At 44.4% G+C, this 22,444-nt stretch carries 26 protein-coding genes and 4 pseudogenes; 18 read left to right on the plus strand and 12 right to left on the minus strand.

Features of this window, described 5'->3' with window-relative positions:
* Positions 1-208 precede the first annotated feature (208 nt).
* Together L1D11_RS17770 and L1D11_RS17775 are read left to right on the plus strand one after the other, a co-directional pair.
* Complete coding sequence (locus L1D11_RS17770) at positions 209-634, plus strand: RidA family protein (RefSeq protein ID WP_239833348.1); 426 nt, start codon at positions 209-211, stop codon at positions 632-634.
* 3 nt (positions 635-637) lie between these two features.
* A complete protein-coding gene (locus L1D11_RS17775) occupies positions 638-1,309 on the plus strand; it encodes a DUF1028 domain-containing protein (RefSeq protein WP_239833347.1) in 672 nt (223 codons plus the stop codon).
* 424 nt (positions 1,310-1,733) lie between these two features.
* Here L1D11_RS17775 and L1D11_RS17780 read toward each other — a convergent pair whose 3' ends face one another.
* Positions 1,734-1,949 (minus strand): hypothetical protein, encoded by a 216-nt coding sequence (locus L1D11_RS17780; protein ID WP_239833346.1) that lies wholly within the window; start codon positions 1,947-1,949, stop codon positions 1,734-1,736.
* Between the two features lie 354 nt (positions 1,950-2,303).
* On the opposite strand from L1D11_RS17780, the gene L1D11_RS17785 reads away from it, so the two are divergent.
* The 3 genes from L1D11_RS17785 (at position 2,304) to L1D11_RS17795 (ending at position 3,703) form a co-directional block, all read left to right on the plus strand.
* Positions 2,304-2,564, plus strand: coding sequence for a DUF5062 family protein (locus L1D11_RS17785; RefSeq protein ID WP_239833345.1), 261 nt, complete (start codon positions 2,304-2,306; stop codon positions 2,562-2,564).
* Between the two features lie 422 nt (positions 2,565-2,986).
* Complete coding sequence (locus L1D11_RS17790; RefSeq protein WP_239833344.1) at positions 2,987-3,142, plus strand: DUF5993 family protein; 156 nt, start codon at positions 2,987-2,989, stop codon at positions 3,140-3,142.
* A gap of 9 nt (positions 3,143-3,151) precedes the next feature.
* Positions 3,152-3,703, plus strand: coding sequence for a disulfide bond formation protein B (locus tag L1D11_RS17795; protein ID WP_239833343.1), 552 nt, complete (start codon positions 3,152-3,154; stop codon positions 3,701-3,703).
* 95 nt (positions 3,704-3,798) lie between these two features.
* On the opposite strand, the pseudogene L1D11_RS17800 reads toward L1D11_RS17795, so the two are convergent.
* A pseudogene (locus L1D11_RS17800) lies at positions 3,799-4,674 on the minus strand (MFS transporter).
* Positions 4,634-4,765: a hypothetical protein gene (locus tag L1D11_RS22670; RefSeq protein ID WP_275665944.1), complete on the minus strand. Its 132-nt coding sequence runs from the start codon at positions 4,763-4,765 to the stop codon at positions 4,634-4,636. Before L1D11_RS22670 ends, L1D11_RS17800 begins: the two are co-directional and overlap by 41 nt.
* Before the next feature lie 81 nt (positions 4,766-4,846).
* On the opposite strand from L1D11_RS22670, the pseudogene L1D11_RS17805 reads away from it, so the two are divergent.
* A pseudogene (locus L1D11_RS17805) lies at positions 4,847-5,098 on the plus strand (transposase family protein); the annotation flags it as partial.
* 218 nt (positions 5,099-5,316) lie between these two features.
* Here L1D11_RS17805 and L1D11_RS17810 read toward each other — a convergent pair.
* The 9 genes from L1D11_RS17810 to uraH all read right to left on the minus strand — a co-directional run bounded on the left by L1D11_RS17810 (position 5,317) and on the right by uraH (position 13,256).
* On the minus strand, positions 5,317-6,237 hold the full coding sequence (locus tag L1D11_RS17810; protein ID WP_239833342.1) for a biotin-dependent carboxyltransferase family protein: 921 nt from the start codon (positions 6,235-6,237) through the stop codon (positions 5,317-5,319).
* Positions 6,227-6,919 (minus strand): 5-oxoprolinase subunit PxpB, encoded by a 693-nt coding sequence (pxpB, locus tag L1D11_RS17815; RefSeq protein ID WP_239833341.1) that lies wholly within the window; start codon positions 6,917-6,919, stop codon positions 6,227-6,229. The genes L1D11_RS17810 and pxpB overlap by 11 nt, the downstream gene beginning before the upstream one ends.
* The gene (locus tag L1D11_RS17820; protein ID WP_239833340.1) at positions 6,909-7,652 is read right to left on the minus strand and encodes a 5-oxoprolinase subunit PxpA; all 744 of its coding nucleotides are present in this window, start codon (positions 7,650-7,652) and stop codon (positions 6,909-6,911) included. The genes pxpB and L1D11_RS17820 overlap by 11 nt, the downstream gene beginning before the upstream one ends.
* A 42-nt stretch (positions 7,653-7,694) precedes the next feature.
* A complete protein-coding gene (locus L1D11_RS17825; protein ID WP_239833339.1) occupies positions 7,695-9,002 on the minus strand; it encodes a TRAP transporter large permease subunit in 1,308 nt (435 codons plus the stop codon).
* Positions 9,003-9,014: 12 nt separating this feature from the next.
* Positions 9,015-9,512 carry a TRAP transporter small permease gene (locus L1D11_RS17830; RefSeq protein WP_239833351.1) on the minus strand — a complete coding sequence of 166 codons (498 nt, stop codon included), beginning with the start codon at positions 9,510-9,512 and terminating at the stop codon, positions 9,015-9,017.
* A 99-nt stretch (positions 9,513-9,611) separates the two neighbouring features.
* Complete coding sequence (locus L1D11_RS17835; protein WP_239833350.1) at positions 9,612-10,592, minus strand: TRAP transporter substrate-binding protein; 981 nt, start codon at positions 10,590-10,592, stop codon at positions 9,612-9,614.
* 34 nt (positions 10,593-10,626) lie between these two features.
* A complete protein-coding gene (locus tag L1D11_RS17840) occupies positions 10,627-11,448 on the minus strand; it encodes a putative hydro-lyase (RefSeq protein ID WP_239833338.1) in 822 nt (273 codons plus the stop codon).
* A 96-nt stretch (positions 11,449-11,544) separates the two neighbouring features.
* Positions 11,545-12,441 carry a LysR family transcriptional regulator gene (locus tag L1D11_RS17845; RefSeq protein WP_239833337.1) on the minus strand — a complete coding sequence of 299 codons (897 nt, stop codon included), beginning with the start codon at positions 12,439-12,441 and terminating at the stop codon, positions 11,545-11,547.
* Positions 12,442-12,902: 461 nt separating this feature from the next.
* Complete coding sequence (uraH, locus tag L1D11_RS17850; RefSeq protein WP_239833336.1) at positions 12,903-13,256, minus strand: hydroxyisourate hydrolase; 354 nt, start codon at positions 13,254-13,256, stop codon at positions 12,903-12,905.
* Between the two features lie 411 nt (positions 13,257-13,667).
* Here uraH and puuE point away from each other — a divergent pair, with 411 nt between their 5' ends.
* The 12 genes and pseudogenes from puuE to L1D11_RS17910 form a co-directional block, all read left to right on the plus strand.
* The gene (gene puuE, locus L1D11_RS17855) at positions 13,668-14,621 is read left to right on the plus strand and encodes an allantoinase PuuE (protein WP_239833335.1); all 954 of its coding nucleotides are present in this window, start codon (positions 13,668-13,670) and stop codon (positions 14,619-14,621) included.
* 22 nt (positions 14,622-14,643) lie between these two features.
* Complete coding sequence (gene uraD, locus L1D11_RS17860; protein WP_239833334.1) at positions 14,644-15,159, plus strand: 2-oxo-4-hydroxy-4-carboxy-5-ureidoimidazoline decarboxylase; 516 nt, start codon at positions 14,644-14,646, stop codon at positions 15,157-15,159.
* A gap of 123 nt (positions 15,160-15,282) precedes the next feature.
* Positions 15,283-16,269: an allantoicase gene (gene alc / locus L1D11_RS17865; protein WP_017069066.1), complete on the plus strand. Its 987-nt coding sequence runs from the start codon at positions 15,283-15,285 to the stop codon at positions 16,267-16,269.
* Positions 16,270-16,283: 14 nt separating this feature from the next.
* Positions 16,284-16,844 carry an ureidoglycolate lyase gene (locus L1D11_RS17870; RefSeq protein WP_239833333.1) on the plus strand — a complete coding sequence of 187 codons (561 nt, stop codon included), beginning with the start codon at positions 16,284-16,286 and terminating at the stop codon, positions 16,842-16,844.
* Positions 16,845-16,858: 14 nt separating this feature from the next.
* Positions 16,859-18,178, plus strand: coding sequence for a urate hydroxylase PuuD (locus tag L1D11_RS17875; protein ID WP_239833332.1), 1,320 nt, complete (start codon positions 16,859-16,861; stop codon positions 18,176-18,178).
* Positions 18,179-18,460: 282 nt separating this feature from the next.
* Positions 18,461-18,700: a hypothetical protein gene (locus tag L1D11_RS17880; protein ID WP_239833331.1), complete on the plus strand. Its 240-nt coding sequence runs from the start codon at positions 18,461-18,463 to the stop codon at positions 18,698-18,700.
* Between the two features lie 31 nt (positions 18,701-18,731).
* On the plus strand, positions 18,732-19,205 hold the full coding sequence (locus tag L1D11_RS17885; protein WP_239833330.1) for a GrpB family protein: 474 nt from the start codon (positions 18,732-18,734) through the stop codon (positions 19,203-19,205).
* 354 nt (positions 19,206-19,559) lie between these two features.
* Positions 19,560-20,063 (plus strand): RDD family protein, encoded by a 504-nt coding sequence (locus tag L1D11_RS17890; protein ID WP_239862651.1) that lies wholly within the window; start codon positions 19,560-19,562, stop codon positions 20,061-20,063.
* Between the two features lie 38 nt (positions 20,064-20,101).
* Positions 20,102-21,337 (plus strand): MFS transporter, encoded by a 1,236-nt coding sequence (locus tag L1D11_RS17895; protein WP_239833328.1) that lies wholly within the window; start codon positions 20,102-20,104, stop codon positions 21,335-21,337.
* 50 nt (positions 21,338-21,387) lie between these two features.
* A complete protein-coding gene (locus tag L1D11_RS17900) occupies positions 21,388-21,861 on the plus strand; it encodes a GNAT family N-acetyltransferase (protein ID WP_239833327.1) in 474 nt (157 codons plus the stop codon).
* A gap of 155 nt (positions 21,862-22,016) precedes the next feature.
* A pseudogene (locus L1D11_RS17905) lies at positions 22,017-22,235 on the plus strand (hypothetical protein); the annotation flags it as partial.
* Between the two features lie 79 nt (positions 22,236-22,314).
* Positions 22,315-22,444, plus strand: a pseudogene (locus L1D11_RS17910) (IS66 family insertion sequence element accessory protein TnpB); the annotation flags it as partial.

A 22,444-nucleotide genomic window follows, 5' to 3' on the forward strand; every position in this document is an offset into this window, starting at 1 on the left:
TCGGATTAGAGGAATTTCCTGTAAAAAATTTGAATAATACCAATCAAAGTAAGTAATCAGAAGTAGCGCCGGAAAAGGCTTGAGAACAAGGCATAAATTTTCGATGAGTAGTTATTCTACAATCAAATTTCTAACGCAGTTATCGAGCGCTCTAAGCAGCTAGGGTGACCAGTTATTTACTACGATTGGTATAAATAGGGCTTTTAAAATGATCACACATACTAGAATTCGTAAATTCAACACTAAAGAAACATACCCAAATCAAGTTTTAGATAATGACTTGTGTCAAGCGGTTAAGGCTCATAATACGGTATATGTTAGGGGGCAAGTAGGTACAGATTTTCAAGGTAATCTTGTTGGATTAGGGGACCCTCGAGCTCAAGCTGAACAGGCAATGAAAAATGTTAAGGAGCTACTAGAGGAAGCTGGCTCTGATTTGAGTCATATTGTAAAAACGACAACATACATTACAGACCCAAGATACCGCGAGGCAGTATACAAGGAAACTGGAAAATGGCTAAAAGGAGTGTTTCCTGTTTCCACAGGGCTAGTTGTACAAGGACTGGCTCAACCAGAATGGTTAATGGAGATTGATGTTATCGCAGTTATACCTGAACCTGAAGATGGGGAATAACGGATGACTTTTTCAGTAGCGGGAGTATGCCCAAACACAGGTATGGTAGGTTGTGCGATTGCGTCTTCAAGTATTTCAGTCGCTAGTCGCTGTGTGTTTGCCAAAAGTAAAACAGGTGTGGTACTAACTCAGAACGTGACTAACCCGGATTTAGGCCCATTGGCTCTAGAGTTATTGAGCAGTGGTAAATCACCACAAAATACGTTGGACTTACTATGTAAATCTGAGACAAATATAAAATGGCGTCAACTAGGTATTTTGAACAACGAGGGGGTAGGTGTAACATTTAGTGGTAGTGAGTCGTTGGGGTATTATTCTACTCATATCGGAAATAACTGTATTTCTATGGGGAATTTACTTGCTAATACTGAGATACCTCAAGTAATGACTCAGGCATTTGCACATAGTAAAGGACTTCTTGCTGACAGATTAATGCTTTCCTTAGAAGCTGGACTTAATGCAGGCGGAGAGATGGGGCCTATACATTCCGCGGGGTTATTAATGTGTGGTGAGCCACAGTGGCCCATCTTAGACCTAAGAGTTGATTGGCATATATCTCCAACCTCTGAACTAAGAATGATTTTAGAAAATTACATACCGCAAATGGAGGCTTATATTCGGAGAGCAATCGACCCCGCTAATGCTGAAAGCTACGGTGTGCCTGGTGATGAATAGTTTTTTAAAGTAAGCGGTTTACTAAAATCCATATATGGCTTTGTTCCGTAATTCAGTTTAGAGACAAAGTCACCCCATTTCGTGTTTTGCTTAGTTCATGCATACTTAGCCACGTAAGTTTGTTTCAACGCTCGGAGGCGTTAAAGCCTGTCGGCGGAGCTATCATAACAACACACTTATCTCCTAACGCATTACACTGACGATAGATATTTTGGGGTCTTTCTGTAACTTCGACATACAACTTCGCTGGGAGATACACCCGTTTTTCACTGGTGCTTTGTGAAGATAGATAGTAGAGGTATCAAGGAACATATTCATACAGCAGCAAGCTCCTTCAATAAAAGAGCCTGTTACTGAGGAGTGACATTACGTTGCACATGAAGAGAGCAGGTCCTCGCTTCAAGGTGCAACTCAGTATCTAAGATCAGTGCATACCTAAACGCATTTTGTCGGCAAGTGCAAAGAAGACAAACAACACAACACAGACCAGAGCAACACACAATGAAACTAAGATGGTTGTTGCGTCTTTTGATATCAATGGAACCACGATAGAAGCTAACGCTACCAACATAACAAGGATATGAACGATTCGTCCGAAAACTGGGTTTTTATGACAGAATGAAGCCCATAGGTAGCGCATTTTAAGTACCCACTCTAATAGTAAAGAGGTGATTTTATCTCACTAATGACCTTTTTGTAAATAACTTTTCACTGTAAAAGACAGTGTTTCGTATTATCTGGAGTTGCAGTCAAATATTGTTCGATTTTGGGTTTCTTGACTGACGATCATTTTTTGAGGCTATCTGCTGCTGGTAATTCATTGTTGGTGTGTATTCCTCTCATAAATGATAGGTAAGCTGTAATCATGTTTTCCATCAAGCATCCTTTTGATGTTATTTATCAATGCGACGCCTCAAATTGAGACTGAAGTAGTCTTGTAAATTTTTCGGTTTGATATACTTAGTGTTCATTCGATGAAGATGATGGAGATGATATGTCGAAAACCGCGAAGATCATTAATGAAGATAAACTGGTAAAAAAAGCAGTTGAAGTCGGTTTTAAGATGGCAAAACTACAAGGTTTTGATTTGCCAAATTCATCCCAACCGATAAAGGTTAAAGCGGTGTATTTGTTCCTTGTTGAAGTCAATCAGATTACACCTCTCCCTGAGAATAAACTTGATGGCGCGAATATCAAGAAGCGTTTAGCACTATGGATTCACAATGCACTGCCGGACAATGACCCACTGAAGTAAGCTTGTACTACCTCATTTTTATATTTGAAACCTAGCGATCTTTCGCTAGGTTTTTGCTTTTGGGAACAGTAAAAATAACCTCTGATATTCCCCAAGCTTAAATTCATTCACATATTCGCCAACCTTGCCATCATCAACGGACTTCATTGGTTTGTCTAACTAAATATAGAGCTTAGACTCGGAATGAAAATCTGAATTCTTATCATTGAAATCGTTGTGTTAGTTGTCTTAACGTGTTGGTGCGCCTTTAGTGTGCTGTTTCAAACTTGACAGCTTGGTTCTTACTAACAACTATTAAGTTGATGATTTTCAATTCGCAATCCACCGATTTACCGAAGTTGAATGATTTAGAGCATCGGTGCCGATATTTATTATGACGTTTAGTCTGACTGAACAGGATAAATAGAAAGGAAATACCTATTATGATGTCTTTACTTTTTATGTTTTTACTCGTGGCGATGCTATGCGCCTTGTTCAACAAGAAGACCGCTGCTTATGGTTTTTTTGCTAGCTCAGTGATCCTTGGTTTATATTGGTTTAACCACCATGCCACAGACCCACTATCGATCTTATTGTAAGGAGTTAAAATGAATCGAAATCAGTTAACTCTTTTGAATACGTTTGGTTTACTAGGCATGACAAGCGTTTTGTTGATCGGCCTCATTCTTCAGTTTGTTCTTAATGAACTGCCTTGCCCTTTGTGCTTATTACAACGTATTGGCTTTGTGATGGTGGCGTTTGGTTTCATGCTTAATGTAGTTTACGGGCCTCAACCTCGCCACTATGGTATCGTCCTAATTGGCACGATATACGGCGTTGCAACGTCGCTAAGACAAGTTTCCTTGCATGTGATTCCGGGCACTCCGGGTTACGGCAGTCCCATCCTCGGGATGCATTACTATACGTGGGCTTTTGTTTTGTTCACTGCCACTATCTTTGCGGTTGCTGTGCTCTTGATACTAACGAACAAGACAGAGACTCAAGAGCCTTACAAAATGAGCAATCTAGGGCGTATTGCGTGCTTACTGGCAATTGTTGTCGTTGCGCTCAATGCCATTGCTACGTTTGCTGAGTGTGGGCCTTATCAGTGCCCTGATAACCCAGTGAGTTATTGGTTGTTTAATGAAGGTTCAGGTTAGAGCTGACTAACTATTAAGAAAAGCAACAGTGCTTGCAGTGGCTTTGTTGTTGGCGTTTTTAACTGTATAGGCGAACTGTTTTATGTGGCGTCATGTTATACGATTTGTGCCGGTTCTGTTGGTTTGTGACTTACGCCTTTATTTGAGCCTTCGTTTGTAATGTGGTCGTTCTTCTCTGTTAAGTGATCTTGAATCTTTTGGTGATCATCGCAGTTCAGCTTGTAGAACCGGAAGTAGATGATTAGCCAATGGCAAAGAAGAAAGCAGGTAAGCCGACCATGATGCATTGCATGCCGAACACGTTTTCAGGGCTTTGTGTGACGTTGGGTACAGAATCAACAGCGGTGAGTGCGATACCTATAAAGAAAGCGGCAAATGCTGAGCCTGCTTTTAAAACCAGAGTTTGCACCGAGTAAGCGATACTTTCACAACGAGCACCCAGCTTAAATGCACCGTAATCGACGGTGTCTGCCACCATAATCACGTTAAGTACCCAGAATAGGCAGTACCAATTTGTAGGAAGGCGCCTGTCGTCGAGATCAGCAGAATGCTCTGTTTGTCGTACATGCCAACGTAGATGAGTACCGCGCTGCCTAAGATAGGGAAAGTGAATGCACAGGCCCATAAAACTCGGCGTGAGAACATTTTCGTTAGTTTAGGGAACAACACTAGAGTGATAAGGTATCGCGATACCCGCATATGCCATGTAGTACGGGAATAGCTCTTGATTAAAATCCAAGGCTTGAATTTACCCAACGAGGGCGGGTATTGTTGACCAGACACCCCATAATAGGGTCATTGACTGCATCCCAGATACGTGCTGAGAGGAAAATGGTTCCGACTGTAGCGGCAGAAATACCGACTACATCCGTGTAGTAAAACATTAGGTACATGTAGACGATGGTGATTGCGAAGTCCTTACCAAATGCATCAAAGCCATAACTTAGCTTGGTATTCATTGAGATACTCATTGCCACTCTCAAAGGCTTCAAGTAGGTCTGGATAAATATCGACGTACTCACCGTTTTCTGTTTTCTTTTCTAGGGTCAGGTAGTAAGTCATGTGATTATCCCTTGGGCGGGGGATCGCACTTTGTTAACTAATGTGATCTAATGGTGCTAAACCCTCGGAAATCCAGTCATTTTGAACCTTATTGAACACTTATCTGTCGTAAAAGATACTCGATCGGACATCAATCAGAAACACGACCTTATTGATGTGATGTTCCTTGTGATCAGCGCTATCGCATCGGGATGTGAAGGTATTGAATTTTATGGAGAAGAAAAGCTCGATTGGTTAAGAAAATATAGATCATTCGAACATGGTATCCCACGTAGGCAAACGATAGCTCGCATTTTTCGCTCCGTTGTTGCGGAATCTTTGCTAGAGGCTTTGGCTCTTTTGCCGTATATCTTACTATTTCTCACTGATCATAGGCTGCGCCAACACTACTTTAGCTTGAGCGAGCCCATTTCACTTGCGGCTCAATGTCCATTTCAATTTTTTCAGCGGTGCCATATCGATACAAAGTAGAATTTTCACTGTCAAAGACCTCGGAATTGATGGTGACGCCTTTCTAGTTTTAATCCGAGCTCAGGTCTTTTATTAGGTCGCTACTTAGTTTGCATGACTCGATTGAAGATGACGCGCTGCGCCTCTGCTTCTCCAACGTCCATTTGGTAAAAACTAATTTGGCTACCTGGGGCGCGCTGCGCGAGCTGGCCAGACCCTAATGTACTTAAACACCCTATTTTGGGGTAGCCCCCGATAGTTTGCCTGTCTCTCATAAGCACGATGGGTTGCCCATCTTTAGGAATCTGTATTGCACCGTAGGCAATGCCTTCTGAAATAATGCCATCTCGATTGCAGTGAATGGCTTGACCAGAAAGCCGGTAGCCCATTCGATCAATGTTGGATGAGACTTCATAAGCGCTGGAAAACAGAGTCATGATGTCGTTATTGGGAAAATCTCTGTACTGGTATCCGAGCATCACGCCCAATTCCAGTGGCGCTGTATAGTCGGGGATCGCCCATTTTGGTGTTCGAGTTTTGATGTCGTCTTTACATGGGCTAAACCGGAGAACATCCCCTTGCTTTAACGCGCGTCCATTTTCAATACCGCCGATTTTCTCTCGTGATACTGTCGATGCGCTATCGAGTTGCAGGTCGATTGTAAAGCCACCCTTAACCGCTAAATAAGCGCGTAAGCCGTTTTTAGGAGAGTCAAAATTCAGGGTATCGCCTTGTCGAATTCGATACGTATTCCAAGGCTGAATTTTTTTATCGCCGATTCTGGCGTTTAAGTCTGCGCCTGTTATCGCAATACAAGTATCTGCGAGTGCCTTTAAAGTAAGCTTTCCAAATGTAATTTCAAGCTGCGGCGCATTTTGAGGGTTATCGAGCATTCGATTTGCCCAACAAAATGCATGTTCATCCATAGGGCCGCCCGTGGTAATACCAATGTGTTGGTACCCGAAACGTCCGAGATCTTGAAACAATGCAATTAGTCCCGGATTAATGACTTCAAAGCTCATCGAATTGCCCTCCCAAATCCCAAAATTCTTCTCGAGTTATGGGGCGGAATCGCACTTGATTGCCGACTGCAACACGAGCCAGAGAGTCGCTTTCCCAATCGATCATCTTGAGTGGTGTTCGACCCACTATTTGCCAACCTCCGGGTGTAGCGCTTGGGTAAATCGCTGTTTGGTTATCCGCTACGCCAACGCTGCCCGTGGGGACTTTTAAACGAGGTGTGGATTTACGTGGCATGGTGATTCGTTCATCTGTTGTCCCCAAATAGGCAAAGCCAGGGCTAAACCCAATAGCGTAGACTTGATAGATCTTATCGCTATGAATTTGGATGACTTCACTTTTACTCAGTTTATGGTGATTGCAAATATCTTGTAAATCCAGAGCGACTTCATCGCCATAGTAAACGGGTAGGTCTACAACGTGTGAAGACTGAGTTTTTTCATGGGCAGAGCTCGATCCATGAAGCGCATTTTTTAGGTTTGCAATGATGTTGAATCGATCGGTTTTATTGACGTCATAACACACCAAAATGGAGGTGTAAGATGGAATAATATCGATCACAATGTCACCAAGGTTTTCGTGTATCCGGTTGATCGCCCAGCTTATCTGCTGTGCGATTTGTTCGTTAATTTGGTCGCCAAAATACACGATACAGGTCATCTCATTGACTGGCTCAATGCGCATAAGTTGGCTCTCCCATTACTGCCGCTGCTTCACTCACACTGGCAGCGTGTTCGCCGTCGCCGTGAATGCAGATGGTGTCTACGTCTATAGAGAGCTTTTTGCCTGTAATCGTAGTCACACAGCCTTCTTCGATGATTTGGCAGATTTGATTTTTGATGCTGGTGAAATCGGTGTAAACCGAGCCCGCTTCATTGCGCGAAACGAGGTAGCCTTGATCGTCGTATGCCCGATCAGAAAATGCTTCAAACCACACCTCAATACCGTGCTCTTGAGCCATGGCTCGAATAATGTCGTTATTTGGGGTTGCCATCACCACTAGCGGGCAAAGGGGGCGAACTTTACGAACCGTTTTCATGATAGTCGATAGAATGATTTTGTCTTTCATCATCTGGTTGTACATTGCACCGTGAGGTTTGATGTAGCTGACTTCAGTGCCGTGTTTTTGGCAAATCGCATCCAGAGCGCCAATTTGGTAAATCAATATGGCTTCAAGCTCTTGCGGTGCAATATCCATGTTGCGACGCCCAAACCCAATCAGATCCGGGTAGCCAGGGTGCGCACCAATTTTTACGTTGTTCTCGACGGCCATGCGAACAGTTTTGTCCATGGTCAGTGGGTCTGAAGCGTGAAAACCACACGCAATGTTTGCCATGTCGATAAAAGGCATGACGTGAGAATCCTGTCCTTTGGCCCAACCGCCAAAGGACTCACCCATATCGCAATTCAGTTTCATGTTTTGTCTCTTAAACGATGTCTTTTAAAAACGCAGATTCGATTATCTTTGTGTCATGGTGGTCGGTAAGTAAGTCACGATTTCTGGGAATACGGTGATCATTACCAACCCAACTAAAATCAATAGGAAAAAGGGCAGCGCAGCACGAGCCACATAGAGTATGTCTTTACCTGTGAGTGCCTGAATGACAAATAAGTTAAACCCAACTGGCGGGGTAATTTGTGACATTTCGACAACCAATACAATGAATATACCAAACCACAACAAGTCGATGCCAGCTTGTTGCACCATTGGCATGACAACTGCGACGGTTAACACAACAACAGAGATGCCATCCAAAAAACACCCTAGAATAACGAACAGCACCGTTAGGTAGATTAGTAATTCAAACGGAGACAGAGTAAACGTCGCTATCCATTCAGCCAAAGCTCGAGGTATACCCAAAAATCCCATTGCTAGTGTCAGAAAGTGCGCGCCAACTAGAATTAGCCCGATCATACAGGAACTTTTTACCGCGCCGAGTAAGCTATCAAGGAAGTTGTTCAGCGATAAAGAACCCGTCGGCCATGCCAAAATGAGTGCACCAAAGACGCCCAACGCAGCCGCTTCGGTTGGTGTCGTTAGTCCACCGTATATTGAACCGAGCACGAACAAGATAAGACTCACTATAGGAAGGAGCTTTTTCAGTGCCGCCAACTTAACGGTGAAAGACACGCTTTCTTTACTGTGTACAGGGAGCGCATCTTTATTGAGTAGTGCCCACACCGCGGTGTAACCCATAAACATCAACACAAGCATAAACCCAGGTAGGGCTCCAGCGATGAAAAGCCGCCCAATGGACACTTCTGCGGCCACACCATAAACGATCAAAATGATAGAAGGTGGGATCAGTAAGCCCAGAGTGCCAGAACCTGCAAGCGTGCCTATGGCCATCTTTTCGCTGTAACCTTGGGCTTTGAGTTCCGGCAGTGTCATACGCCCGATGGTTGCCGCTGTTGCGGCCGATGACCCCGATACCGCAGCGAAAATACCACAGCTCAGTACGTTAACGTGCAAGAGCTTACCCGGAAAACCACTTAACCACGGGGCAAGCCCTTTAAAGAGATCTTCAGACAGGCGAGTTCTAAACAGCAGTTCCCCCATCCAAATAAACATCGGCAAAGCCGTGAGTGACCAACTGGTGCTTCCACCCCAACTTGAGGTAGCGAACAACAAGCCGATTTGTTCATTCCCCGTCATGTACAAACCGAGCACACCAACGCCAATTAAGGCAAGCGATACCCATATCCCAGCCGCGAGCATTAGGATCATGGTGAGCGCTAAGATAATAGAAATAACAGAAATATCCATGAGTGCTTTTCCTTACTCCGTCTCGCCTTCGTGGGCTTTGTAAGTTGGCGTTTGCCCTTTCAATGTCAAAATGAGGTTATCGAGAACAGCCAAATTAAGACCAAACATGCCAAGTGCAACAGGCACTTGCGCTATCCACAACGGAATCGGAATGTAGCCATGGGTGACTTCTTCAAAATCGTAGGATTCCCACACCATATGGCCGCAGTAAAAGCTCATAAAAGTCACCAAGAGAAAAGCAAAAATAAGGATAAGCGTTTCTTGATAGTATTGAACGCGTTCAGGTAAACGTTGAATTACCAACGTAACGCGAATGTGCCCACCTTCCCGAAATGCGTATGCAAGCCCGAAAAAAGTGGATGCCGCCAAAGCGTAGCCGGAAAAATCTTCGGCTGACGGCACAATAAACCCAAAAAAGCGACCCACAACCTGAGCCAAAATGATCAGCATCATCAGAACGATGCACAACCCAGATGAGTAGCCAGACAACATATAAAGAGTGTGTTTAATCGTATTCACTGAAAAACCCCACAGCAATACTTCGAAGTATCAGGCCTACAGACCCTAGTTCAAAGAAAGGCTCTGAAGACAGAGCATTTAGGTAATGTATTATTGGTTATATCTGTCTAGCACCATTTTTACTTCTGCAGGAGCTTCTTGTTCCCATTCTTTCGTCATGGTTACGCCAATCTCTTTCAGCTCAGACAGCAATTCCTCTGATGGTTGCGTTACTTTGATGCCGTTGTCTGCAAGGATGGCAGTATCACGAGCTTCACGTTCTACAACGAGATCCCATGCTGATGTTTCTGCTTTTGCAGCTGCCGTCAGAATGCTCTTCTGGGTGTCTTTATCTAGGCGCTTGAAAGCACGCTTGTTTACCACAACGAAGTTTTTAGGAATCCATGCTTTTACTTCTGTGAAGTGGCTTAGGTAATCCCATGCTTGCCCATTTGCGCCTGTTGATGGTGAGGTGATCATTGCATCAATAATACCGGTGCTGAATGCTTGTGGAATGTCCGGCAACTGAACAGTGGTCGGGGTGGTATTCATTAAATCAGCAAGGCGCGAGGTGGATGGGCTGTAGGCTCGCATCTTACTGCCTTGCAGATCGGCTAACGACTGAACGGGTTTCTTCGTGTAAAGGCTTTGTGCTGGCCACGGCACGGTGTACAGAAGCATCACCCCTTCTTTGCTGAGTTGCTTTTCAACTTCTGGTTTAGCGGCTAACCATAGCTTCTTGGCTTGGTCGTAATTGGTGGCAAGGAAAGGAATGTTGTCGTGTTTAAAGATTGGATGCGTGTTTCCCATGATTCCGATGAACACTTCCCCAAGCTGGACTTGGCCAGTACGCACTGCGCGTGGAATCTCAGGATGTTTCATCAAAGAGGCCCCAGAATATACCGTAATATCGACGTCACCATCGGTATAGGATTTGATGTCTTTCGCGAACTGATAAGCGATTTGAGTAGGTAAGTGACCATCCCCGTAAGGTGTCGGCATATGCCACTTAGCGGCAATCGCATTGTGAGCAGCTAATGCGCTGATAAGTAATGTGGCTGCGGTTTTTACTATCCATTTCATAATGTTAATCTCCATTCATATAGCTTAAGTAATAGCTGATCAGCTACAGCACTGCCAGTTCATCGTTTAGGCAATCTGTGATGAGCATTTTTCCGGGTACATGGGTAATTGCAATGGGGGGCTTTGCATTGGCGATCGCCACTTGGGGTGTTACGCCACAAGCCCAAAAAATAGGAAGTTCGTGTTGGTGTACGTCGACGGCATCGCCAAAGTCAGGCTGTGATAGGTCATCAATCCCTATCAGGGCTGGGTCGCCAATATGAACCGGAGCACCGTGTGCTTTAGGCAATCGGGAGGTGACTTGGATGGCGCGGATTGCATCTGATGCAACAAATGGGCGCATGGACACCACCATATTGCCGTGAAACCGACCACTTGGTGTGGTTTGAATATTGGTTTTGTACATAGAAACATTGGTTTGGGATTCGATGTTTCTCACTGTAAGCCCTGCGCGCTCAAGCGCATCTTCGAATGAAAATGAGCATCCGAGCACAAACGTAACAAAATCTGATTGCCAAAGGCTGTTAATGTCGGTAACGGTTTCTGCGTGTTCTCCGTGTCGAAATACCTTGAACTCTGGTACATCCGTTCTTATGTCGATGTCTTCACCAAGATCGGACAAGAGAGGATGCCCGGGCTGAGAAACGGCAATTAACGGGCAAGCGGCAGAATTGTTTTGGCAAAACCGTAAAAAGTCGTTTGCCCATTCTTGCGGCAGTATCACGATATTGCCTTGAACCAGCCCAGAGGCGACACCACTGGTTGGCTGGTTGAATTTTCCAAATCGGATTTTTTTTCTTACTTCAGACGCTTGAGCAAGTAACTGAGTCTTATAGGCTGAAGGTTTAGAGTGTGTATTTGGCATTTCGCAAAGCAGTCTATTGTTAAGTAAATGTTATTTAAGTGTTGCTTTGTAAGTGCATAAAGTCCAATTATGGTTTTTTACTTACTGGTATAAATTTTATTTATCACCCTGTTCAAATTTCTCTGCCACTCTCACCGCAATCTCTGCGGCAAGTTCAGCCGCACTGTTAAATGCAACCAAAGGATACGAAGCGGTAAAGGCTAAAGCAGAGGGTTCCCAGTGAGCATCCAGTTTTTTGAGTATCCCGCGTTTAATATCGGAAGAGACTGTCGCCAGTGGTAAAGTGGAAATGCCAATTTGATCTTGGGTGAGCTTAAGGCAGGCAGATAGTGAACTGGAAGAGAAAAAACGCGCGGGGAGCCCATCTATCTGCATGAATTTTTCACTGATCTCGGAAAAGGGTTGCGTGTTGCGAGCGTAAGTAATGATGGGGTATTGAACCATTTCTTCCAGCGATAAGGTTTTATCTGGCAAAGGCAGGTCGGTACTCGCCACCCATACCAATCGAAACTGGCAAAGGTCGTGATTGGTGATCCCTGGCTCGGGAACCGGCCCCATTAAAAAAGCCAAATCCAGTGACCGATCAAGCAAGCTATGCTTCAAGTTTCCCGTGACATCAACCGTCATATCCACATCAAGGTTAGGCAGTTCATGATGAAGTAATTTTAGAAAATCGGTAAGCCAAGTATGGGCAATGGTTTCAGAAACTCCCAAACGCAGGGTTCCTGAAAGTAACCGGCTGATGTCGGCACGTTTGTGCATTTGTTCTGCCATATACAGCATTTTTTCAGCATAAGGTAACAGGTCTTTACCTTGGGCTGTGAGAACAATGGGAGAAGCGTCTCTGTCGAACAGCTTTACGCCTAACTCCTCTTCCAATCCCGCGATTCGTGTCGAAATTGCAGGTTGGGTGGTGAATTGTTGCTCCGCTGCTTTACGAAAACTACCGAGAGTTGCCACCAACACAAATGTCTCAATGCGCTTGAAATTCATTACGCGCTCCTTGCCCGATTAATGCCCTTAAGATATATCCCTAGAGATCTAGAAATGCAAGGTTGGTGAACGTTATTTGTAATTATCCATTTACCAAATACTAACAATTATCCACTTCAATAGTTCTTTAGATTCGCAGAGTAGGTTGTGAGCATTATCTCCAATAACCAGGGCGTGTTGACCTTTAGCGGTTAAATTGTGTTCGGATGGGTACGCCCAGCTCGAACCCTTCGGGCAGCCTTTGTGGTTCATTTATACTGCGTTATCGGCTTTTCATGTAGGCTAGCTATACATCAAAGCCTCTGCCTTGTAGACATTCTTGTAGACATTTTCCACAAAGCGCTGCAAAAATCGGCTCGAAAGATCAACAGGCCCTGATGAGCGCGCATCATTTTAGACGCACACACCAATCTATTTAATATTTGTTGGTTGAGCCTAGTTCGAAGTTCTAAGACAAGGGACTAACTGCCCCGATAAGTCGAGAAACTGTATGGTGAGACTAAAAGTGGAACGTGGTAGTGCGCATCAGGATCATCCAAGCCGAAGCGAATCACTACGTCGTCTAAGAAAGGCACACCATCGAGTTCCACACCTTTGCTTTTGTAGTAATCGGCTACGTAAAACACCAATTGGTATTTCCCCGGTCGGAAATCATTTCCTGCCAGAATCGGCGCATCGGTTCGGCCATCAGAGTTGGTGAGTACCGTCGTCAGTTTTTCTGTTGAGTCTTCGTTGACCTTATAAAGCTCTACCTTGATCTCTGCGCCAGGCAAGCCGTGTGTGGTGTCTAATACGTGTGTTGTTAGTCTTCCCATAGTCCTTTAATAGCGCTTTTGGCGCTCCTCTGTTCCGTGGTTTATCTGTCTGTTTCGACCTTGCAAAGAATGCAACTGGTCACTTTGTTATCACTAACTATGTACGAACTGTACACAATTAGTAAAGCGAATTGTTGTAAAAATGTTAATCACTGTGTCGTTTTTTCTGACTTTATAGATCTCGATTATCTTTTTTTGGTGAGTAGTATTATTTTTAAGTTGTTGTTTTAAATCGGAAGTGATGTGCAAATTTAACTTTAATAACAAAATCTTTACATTGAGATAAATAATTGTATACAATAAATGTACAGGGGTAAGATTGTTCGGTTTATCGAGAATCCATTTGGTTGAATCATTTGGTGACTTACTTAAAGAGCGGCTAAGCCAACCACTTATGTTAGGAGTACTTGGATGAATAAGGATTATTCAAGAAATTTGATCGGTTACGGAGCTAACCCTCCAAACCCTCAATGGCCAGGTAATGCGCGGGTCGCGGTTTCTTTTGTATTGAACTATGAAGAGGGCGGTGAGCGTTGTTTGTTACATGGAGACGACGAGTCTGAAGCCTTTCTTTCAGAGATCCCGTCAGCACAGCCGATCAAAGGCGAACGTCACATCAGCATGGAATCCATCTATGAATATGGCAGTCGTGCGGGTGTATGGCGTGTTCTTCGCTTGTTCGATGAATATGAAATCCCACTGACCGTCTTTGCAGTCGCAATGGCGATTGAACGTCACCCAGACGTTGCCAAAGCTATGGTCGAAGCGGGTCACGAAATCTGTAGCCACGGTTATCGCTGGATCGACTATCAATACATTGATGAGTCTGAAGAGCGTGATCACATGACTAAAGCGATTGAGATCATCCAACAAGTGACCGGTCAGCGCCCGCAAGGTTGGTACACCGGTCGAACGGGTCCAAATACTCGTCGCTTGGTTGCAGAAGAGGGCGGTTTTCTTTACGACTCTGATGCCTATGATGATGACCTACCTTATTGGCACACCGAAACCGGTCATCCACAACTGGTGATCCCTTACACACTCGATGTGAACGACATGCGCTTTTCAACCGCGCAAGGCTTCAACTCTGGTGAGCAGTTTTTCCAATATCTGAAAGACACGTTTGACACCCTTTATATGGAAGGCGAAACCGCACCGAAAATGATGTCGGTTGGGTTGCATTGTCGTTTGATTGGTCGCCCCGGTCGTATTGCTGCATTAAGACGTTTCTTAGATTACGTAAAACAGCACGACAGCGTGTGGTTATGTCGTCGAATCGATATCGCGAACCATTGGCATCAGCACCATCCTTATCAAGCAAATAACGCTAATCAACCGAACAACGTTCCTCAACAACAGAAGTAGCAGCGAAGCAAGGAGGCTTAACGTGACTAAATTTCGATCTTGCCAACCAACAACCATGGACCGCGATACGTTTGTCGCGCACTTCGCTGATGTTTACGAACACAGCCCGTGGGTTGCTGAGGCGGTGTATGACCAAGGTTTGAATGCCGAAGACGATCATATCGAGAACCTTCATCTGAAAATGGCATCGACCTTGTTAAATGCCGAGCAAGGTAAACAGTTGACTTTGATCAACGCTCACCCGGATTTAGCCGGTCGAGCTGCAGTAAATGGCGAGCTCACAGAGTCGTCGACCAAAGAACAAGCGGGGGCGGGCATCGACCAGTGCAGCGCCGAAGAATTTGAAAAATTCACTTCTTATAACAACAGCTACAAAAGTCGCTTCAATTTCCCTTTTATCATGGCGGTGAAGGGAGCCAATCGTTACCAAATTCTTGAGTCGTTCGAGATGCGATTAGGAAATGATAGTGAAACTGAGTTTGCTACGGCGATTCAAGAGATCAACAAGATCGCGATGTTTCGTCTCTGGGATATGTAAGTTAACGGAGTTAACAGCTATCTCAGCCCAGTCTTAGTGCGCTAAAGGTTTGATTTGTAAAAACATAAGCCACTAAGTTCTCATTTTATTATTACTTGATTAATTTCATAGGATTACACGGACATGACCCATAAATTTGAACAGTACATAAACCTTGCAGACGAAAAACTCGGCGCAGAAGCTATCTTCGCGACCGACGACTTTTTCGCAGATAAAAGCCGTCTACTCAGCCATGCAGCACCTGAATGGAAAGACGACTTATACGACGATAACGGCAAGTGGATGGACGGCTGGGAAAGCAGACGTAAACGCGGCGAAGGCTACGACTACTGTGTCGTTCGCCTTGGTCTAGCTGGCACCATTGCTGGCGTTGATATTGATACCTCATTCTTCACAGGGAACTTTCCACCTTCGGCATCAATTGACGCGTGTTATTCACCACAAGGTGAGCCAACGGACTCAACAGAGTGGCAAGAAATTCTGCCATCAATGGCACTACAAGGTGATCATCATCATCTTGAAGACATCGAAAGCGACCAAGTATTTACGCACCTACGTTTGAACATCTACCCAGACGGCGGTGTCGCACGCCTACGTGTTTATGGCCGACCAAGTGTTGATTGGGACGCAATAGATTCTCAGCAACAAGTCGACCTAGCAGCCGTTGAACACGGTGGCCGAGCACTCGCATGCAGCGATGAGCACTACGGCAACAAGGCCAACATCTTAGGCCCAGGCCGCGGTGAAAACATGGGTGATGGCTGGGAAACAGCACGTCGTCGTACACCGGGTAATGATTGGGTGATCGTGGCATTAGGTCACCCAGGTAACATCGAACGTATCGTTGTAGATACAGCACACTTCAAAGGTAACTACCCAGACAGCTGCTCAATTCAAGCGGCTTACGTGAAAGGTGGTACCGACGATCAAGTAGAGACACAAAGCCTATTCTGGCGTGAACTCTTGCCTGCTCAAAAGCTGCAAGCGCACGAGATTCACGAATTCATTTCTGAGGTAAACGACCTTGGTGCGATTACCCATGTACGTGCAAACATATTCCCAGATGGTGGTATCAGCCGTTTGCGTCTATTTGGTACGAAAGCGAAATAGGTAAGGAAATGAGTATGAGTAATGGAATACGTCGTTTATCTATCGAACCGTTAACTAAGCAGGCTTTTGCTGAGTTTGGTGATGTTATCGAGTCTGATAATAGTGATTTCTTCATGATCAACAGTGGATCAACACGTCGCTACCACAAGCTAGCGACAACGGACGTACAAGACCAAGGCGGAGAAGCGATCATCAGCATCTTCCAAGCTACGCCGTTGAGCTACCCACTGACCATCAAAATGCTAGAGCGTCATCCACTTGGCTCTCAGGCATTCATTCCATTACTTGGTCAACCCTATTTAATTGTTGTTGCCCCAAAAGGCGGTAACCCATCGTTAGCCAATTGCCGAGCTTTCTTAAGCAACGGCCGTCAAGGAGTGAACTATCACAAAGGGGTGTGGCATCACCCGGTTCTCGCGCTCACCGATCAAGACCAATTCTTGATCGTCGATAGAGGCGGAGAAGGACATAACTGTGATGAAGTTTATTTTGAGAACGACCTAGTGGCATTGCATTTGGAAGATATGCCAACGGAAGGCAACAAGGAAGAGCAACGCTTAGCTAAAGCGTTGTGATAGAGGAGTTTATTATGGATCCGCATATTACAGAGTGGTTGAATTTAGCGATTCGCTGGATTCACATGATTGTTGGTGTTGCGTGGATAGGCGCATCATTTTACTTTGTTTGGTTAGAGAACAACCTTAACCGAGTTAACCCTAAAACGGGCCTTTCAGGCGATCTATGGGCGATTCACGGCGGTGGTATTTATCACCTAGAGAAGTACAAACTCGCGCCACCAGAAATGCCAGAGCACCTACACTGGTTCAAGTGGGAAGCCTACTTCACATGGATCACAGGTGTGTGTCTACTGGGTGTGGTTTACTACCTCAACGCAGAAATCTACCTGATAGCACCGGGCTCTGGCCTTGATTCAACAACGGCAATCGCAATTGGTATTGGTTCTCTTATCGCCGGTTGGTTTATTTATGACCTACTGTGTGATTCGCCGTTGGGCAAAACGCCAGTTCTACTTGGCCTAGTACTTTTTGTTGGCTTAGTTGGTGCAACTTACGGTCTTACGCAAGTGTTCAGTGGCCGTGGTGCTTACATCCATGTGGGTGCCATTATCGGTACCATCATGGTGGGTAACGTATTCCGCGTCATCATGCCTGCGCAGCGCAATTTGGTGAAAGCGATTGAAGAGAAACGCGAACCGGATCCAGCTCTACCTGCGAAAGGTCTATTGCGCTCTCGTCACAATAACTACATGACACTGCCAGTGCTGTTCATCATGATCAGTAACCACTTCCCAAGCACTTATGGTTCGGAATACAACTGGTTGATCCTTGCTGGCCTAGCAATCTTCAGTATCTTGGTTCGTCACTATTTCAATACACGTCATGGCAGTCAGAAGTTCGCATGGACAGTGCCAGTGGCGGCATTGGGTATGATTACTCTCGCGTTTGTTACCTCACCTTACGCGAAAAAACAGATGACTCCGGTAGTGCAAGCACCAGTGGTACAAGAAGCTCCTGTGAGCACGACGGAATCGGCGACTGAAGAGATCGCTTCGAGCAACACGGCTTCAACAACGGCTGATTCTCAAGCAGTACCTGCCGACCATGCCATGCCAACGGCGAATGCAGGTGTTAGCTTTGAAACCATCAACAAGGTCATTCAAGAGCGCTGTTCTGTGTGTCACTCTGCAACGCCTAGCCACGCCGCTTTTGCTGCTGCGCCAGCGGGTGTCATGCTTGATACGCCAGAAGAGATCAAAGCTAATGTACCTAGGATCGTTGCTCAAACCGTAACAACTCAGGTGATGCCTCTTGGTAACATGACTCAAATGACCGATGAAGAGCGAGCACTCATCGGCACTTGGGTAGAACAAGGCGCTACGATTCAATAACCCTACTTTTCAAAAACAGTACTCAGCATCCTTTACCTAAGAGCATGAGTCTTAGGTGAGGCTTGGGGAGAGTTTGGTCTTACGGGCACGCGCCAAACTCATCCCACCCTGTTTCCCCGGTTCCTATAACCGGGGCTTTTTGTTTTTGGAGAAAAGTAACCGGAACAATACAGTTGAAGTATAAAATAAATCATAAAGATATATGATAGTTGTTCGGTATAAGGTTCTTGATATGAATCTCTACCCATGGCACTTTTGTTCAAATTTTTACTAAGGCAAAAAATGGAAGACTTAATAGTCGCGTATTTTAGGACATTGAGCTCATTCTTTAGGTATCTGTTTCAGTCATTTTTGATTGAGTTCATTGGTTACGGTTCTGGCTGGATCGTCTGTAAGGTATTCACTTTAGGGCGCTTCCCCTTATTGATTCCAACTGAAAAAGAGCGAACCAGAATTTCTTATATCGGGGCGATTAGTCTCGCGCTATTTCTGTTCGCTATCGGTGTGTTCAATAGTTTTTAATACTTAGAGAAAGGCATAGAAGTGAGGAAGTATGAAATTCTACCCTGCTGAAGAATACCAAGCTGCTTGTCATGAAATGTTTGCTCGATATGAGCGTGACATCAAAAAGCTGATACCTAATGCGAGAGTCGAGCATGTAGGTGCATCCTCGATTCCATCTGCAGTATCTAAAGGCGACTTGGATATATTCGTCGGTATTGAGTCGAGTGAACTTGAGTACGCCGCTGAACAACTCACAACACTCGGCTTTAAAGAGAAACTCGATACCTTAAGAACGCCTGAACTGTGTATGTTGGAGTCTACATCAGGGGATGATGTGGCGTTGCAAGTTGTCGCTAATGATTCTGAATTTGAATGCTTTCTAACGTTTCGTGACAAGCTACGTGCGGCTCCTGCTTTAGTTAAGCAATACAATGCCCTCAAAATGTCTTGTGAAGGTTGGCCGCAAGAAGAGTACCGTGAAAAGAAGTCTGACTTTATCGAGCATGTGCTGGGGCTGAAATAGCAACAGTGCCCCCCCACCTCTAATTGTCCCATTAACAAAAGTTTCATTAATACAAGGTATTAAGTCAAAAAACCTTAACTCTGAAGATTGACCCTCTTAAATTTCCCTCAAACTATCTGACCACGGTTTAATAGCTTAAATTTACGCATCTAAGCTCACATATATTGCATGGGGTATTAGTGGAGGTATTGGTTTATGTTATGTTTCTCGTGATTCTATAAAGTGTGGTTTGTCTATTGAAAACAAAGTGTTTTATTTCGCGTAATTTCAAAGTTTGATTATCAGTAAATCAAACTAGCGTTATCAGAAATCGAATCCCCGACGCTCATAATCAATACCATCTTAGGAAAGGACATGTCTGAAGTAATAGAAAACGCTCCTGAAATTGTACTCGCGTCTCGATGGTCCCGAGTAGGGGCAAGTTTGATTGATGGCTTGATTGGTATAGCTATGATGACACCAATCTTTCTCTATACCGATTATTTTCAGAAAATATTCGATACAGGGAAAATTGATACGACAGAACTACTTATAGCCTCAGCTTACGGTTGGTTGGTGTTCTTTTTGTTAAACGGATATTTGCTGCATAAGAAGGGGCAGACGATTGGCAAAAAACTAATGGAAATCGCGATTGTCGATATGGAAGGTAAGCATATAGGGTTATTCAAAATAGTGGGTAAACGAATGATACCTATGACAATCGCTACGTACATACCGGTAATTGGTCATTTCATAACGACGCTAGATTGTCTGCTTGTTTTGCGTAAAGACAAACGTTGCCTACATGATTTAATCGCAGGAACTCAGGTTGTTAATGTTGCTGTTACTAAAAATCTCGATTTCAGTACCATCGAATAGAAAATCATAATCAAACACTTATATACTTTAGGAACTTCATGATTCATAAACTTTTCTCAGCAATTTCTATTTACAGGTATTTACCGAATAATATCTATTATTTAGCACTGGCTAGAATGATTCTGGGAATGGGTAATTTTATCGTTCCATTTTTAGTCTTACTGTTAACCGATAAGTTGGGTTATTCAGCAACAGTCGCAGGTTCCCTTGCCATGGGTGTGACGGGCTCTTACCTTTTAGGGAGCTTTTTAGGTGGTAGATTAGCGGATAGGTTGGGACATAAACGGGTCATGGTGTTTGGCGAGTTTATGTGTGCTGTATTATTGATTATTTGTGGTTTCTTCGCCGATGCTCCGGTTGTCGTACCTGTGTTTTTGTTTTGTGCCTATTTCTTTGGCGGTTTAGCTTTGCCCGCGAGTAATGCTTTAGTTGCCGATCTTTCTACCCCTCAGAATCGTGATGCAGTCATGTCACTGAGTTATCTAGCCTATAACTTTGGTTCAGCTCTTGGTCCTGTTATGGCTGGCTACTTGTTCTGGAATTACACCGACTGGATATTTTTCGGCAACGGTTTTGCTGCTCTTTTTTGTGTTTTTATTGTGGCTGCGTTTGTGAAGTTGCAACCTGGAACGGAATCGACCAGCGAGAGTGAACTGGAACAGCCCGTTTCTGGTTCGGTTTGGTCAGTTTTAAAATCAAGGCCACGGCTTTTGTTGTTCACTTTTCTCTGTGGATTACTGTGGTATTCGCTAAATCAAATGACTATGGCGAGTCCATTGTATTTGAGCCATGTGTTTGGAGAGCAAGGCCCAATTATTTTCGGGCAACTCATGACTTACGCTTGTGTTGTGGTGGTGCTGATTACGCCAATCTTAATGAAGTTCACTGTAGGTAAGGCTGAAACCGTAAGCCTTGCCTATGCAGGCTTTATGTTTGCCTTTGGTTATATGCTCGTCATGTTGTTTCCCAACATTCCAGTTCATTTTTTTGCTTGGCTATTTCTATCTGCGGGCGAGGTTCTCCTTTTGACAAAAGAGGGCATATATTTAGCAAACAACTCCCCTTCGAGTCATCGTGGACGCATTCAAGGCGTGCTCATTACCTTGCGAACGGTTTTCGTTATGCCTAGTTTTATCGTGATTGGCTACTTAATCGATGATTATGGGTACACTTTCACTTGGTTTAGTGTGATATTAATTTCAGTTGTTGGTGCTGTTGGTTTTTATCTTATGTCAGCTAGGAGGAAGCAATCTCCAGCGTTAGTCACTGAGTAGTTATTCGATTTACTAGCAAGTAGTATCTTTTAATCACCAGAAGTAGGCTTATGATTACAATTAGAAAAGCGGTTGAATCTGATGCTCAGGATATTTTCGATATTCGAAGCCGTGCCATTGTCGAGAAGTGCTCGGCTTATTACTCAGAAGAACAGCTGTCAATATGGACGCAAGGTGGAATGTCTGATGGATTCATAAGCGATGTAGTCCAAACTTTTCACGTTTCAGAAATCGATGACCGAGTGATTGGCAGCGGTAAGATCAACATCGAAACCGGTATGATTGATGCTATTTTTGTGGACCCAGATTTTTCCGGAAAAGGCGCAGCGAAGCAGATGCTGCAGTTCCTAGAAGAATTAGCGATTCAACACAACTTGCCGTTAATGAAGCTAGAATCGACCCTGAATGCTGCGGAATTTTATCGTTCGTTTGGTTTTATCGGTGATGAACTTTCCACTTATCACTCTCCTAGAGGTATTAGCCTCGACTGCATCCCGATGGAAAAGCGGTTACTTCAAGGTTAACGCTTGATTCCTCAGGGAAACTGCTAATACCTGACATGTTCAAATAAACAGCACCAACTCTAATTCTTGGTGCTGTTTTTACTTTCCCCTTACACTCTTTTCTCATATCGCTCTTAGTATCAAATCACTCCTTGTTTAACGGCAAGTAACTCATTATGAAGAACTTCTTCGACAGCGAACTCATGCTCTCTAGCTCTTTGAATTTCGTTTTGCTATCACTGGGGCTAACGCTCCTTTTACACCTTCCTATTTGGTGTGGGTTTAACTTGAGCCGACGAAAATGGAAACGGATGGACTATTTGTGGCCGCTATTGGCGGGTATTGGGATGCTCGGTGCGGTGTCTGAAATTCGTGCCAAAGTCGCAGGTGATTGGTAAGCGCTCCATAAAACCCGCATTCTAATCGCCTAGCGCGAAGAATAAGATCAAGTCTCCAACCATGAGGAGATTTGAAATGGCAAAACGACACACTAATCAAGAGTGGCAAACACTCATCAAGCAGTCTGAATCGAGTTCATTGTCAACGCTTGCATTTTGTAAGCTTAATGAACTCAATCCCTCGACGTTTTATGCTAAGCGCCAGC

It is taken from the genome of Vibrio sp. Isolate32, assembly GCF_022397955.1.
Classification (GTDB): domain Bacteria; phylum Pseudomonadota; class Gammaproteobacteria; order Enterobacterales; family Vibrionaceae; genus Vibrio.

Coding starts and splice junctions, on each gene's coding strand:
- L1D11_RS17770 (WP_239833348.1), top strand. CDS start 209: ATGATCACACATACTAGAATTCGTAAATTCAACACTAAAGAAACATAC.
- L1D11_RS17775 (WP_239833347.1), top strand. CDS start 638: ATGACTTTTTCAGTAGCGGGAGTATGCCCAAACACAGGTATGGTAGGT.
- L1D11_RS17780 (WP_239833346.1), bottom strand. CDS start 1,949: ATGCGCTACCTATGGGCTTCATTCTGTCATAAAAACCCAGTTTTCGGA.
- L1D11_RS17785 (WP_239833345.1), top strand. CDS start 2,304: ATGTCGAAAACCGCGAAGATCATTAATGAAGATAAACTGGTAAAAAAA.
- L1D11_RS17790 (WP_239833344.1), top strand. CDS start 2,987: ATGATGTCTTTACTTTTTATGTTTTTACTCGTGGCGATGCTATGCGCC.
- L1D11_RS17795 (WP_239833343.1), top strand. CDS start 3,152: ATGAATCGAAATCAGTTAACTCTTTTGAATACGTTTGGTTTACTAGGC.
- L1D11_RS22670 (WP_275665944.1), bottom strand. CDS start 4,765: ATGACTTACTACCTGACCCTAGAAAAGAAAACAGAAAACGGTGAGTAC.
- L1D11_RS17810 (WP_239833342.1), bottom strand. CDS start 6,237: ATGAGCTTTGAAGTCATTAATCCGGGACTAATTGCATTGTTTCAAGAT.
- pxpB (WP_239833341.1), bottom strand. CDS start 6,919: ATGCGCATTGAGCCAGTCAATGAGATGACCTGTATCGTGTATTTTGGC.
- L1D11_RS17820 (WP_239833340.1), bottom strand. CDS start 7,652: ATGAAACTGAATTGCGATATGGGTGAGTCCTTTGGCGGTTGGGCCAAA.
- L1D11_RS17825 (WP_239833339.1), bottom strand. CDS start 9,002: ATGGATATTTCTGTTATTTCTATTATCTTAGCGCTCACCATGATCCTA.
- L1D11_RS17840 (WP_239833338.1), bottom strand. CDS start 11,448: ATGCCAAATACACACTCTAAACCTTCAGCCTATAAGACTCAGTTACTT.
- L1D11_RS17845 (WP_239833337.1), bottom strand. CDS start 12,441: ATGAATTTCAAGCGCATTGAGACATTTGTGTTGGTGGCAACTCTCGGT.
- uraH (WP_239833336.1), bottom strand. CDS start 13,256: ATGGGAAGACTAACAACACACGTATTAGACACCACACACGGCTTGCCT.
- puuE (WP_239833335.1), top strand. CDS start 13,668: ATGAATAAGGATTATTCAAGAAATTTGATCGGTTACGGAGCTAACCCT.
- alc (WP_017069066.1), top strand. CDS start 15,283: ATGACCCATAAATTTGAACAGTACATAAACCTTGCAGACGAAAAACTC.
- L1D11_RS17870 (WP_239833333.1), top strand. CDS start 16,284: ATGAGTAATGGAATACGTCGTTTATCTATCGAACCGTTAACTAAGCAG.
- L1D11_RS17875 (WP_239833332.1), top strand. CDS start 16,859: ATGGATCCGCATATTACAGAGTGGTTGAATTTAGCGATTCGCTGGATT.
- L1D11_RS17880 (WP_239833331.1), top strand. CDS start 18,461: ATGGAAGACTTAATAGTCGCGTATTTTAGGACATTGAGCTCATTCTTT.
- L1D11_RS17885 (WP_239833330.1), top strand. CDS start 18,732: ATGAAATTCTACCCTGCTGAAGAATACCAAGCTGCTTGTCATGAAATG.
- L1D11_RS17890 (WP_239862651.1), top strand. CDS start 19,560: ATGTCTGAAGTAATAGAAAACGCTCCTGAAATTGTACTCGCGTCTCGA.
- L1D11_RS17895 (WP_239833328.1), top strand. CDS start 20,102: ATGATTCATAAACTTTTCTCAGCAATTTCTATTTACAGGTATTTACCG.
- L1D11_RS17900 (WP_239833327.1), top strand. CDS start 21,388: ATGATTACAATTAGAAAAGCGGTTGAATCTGATGCTCAGGATATTTTC.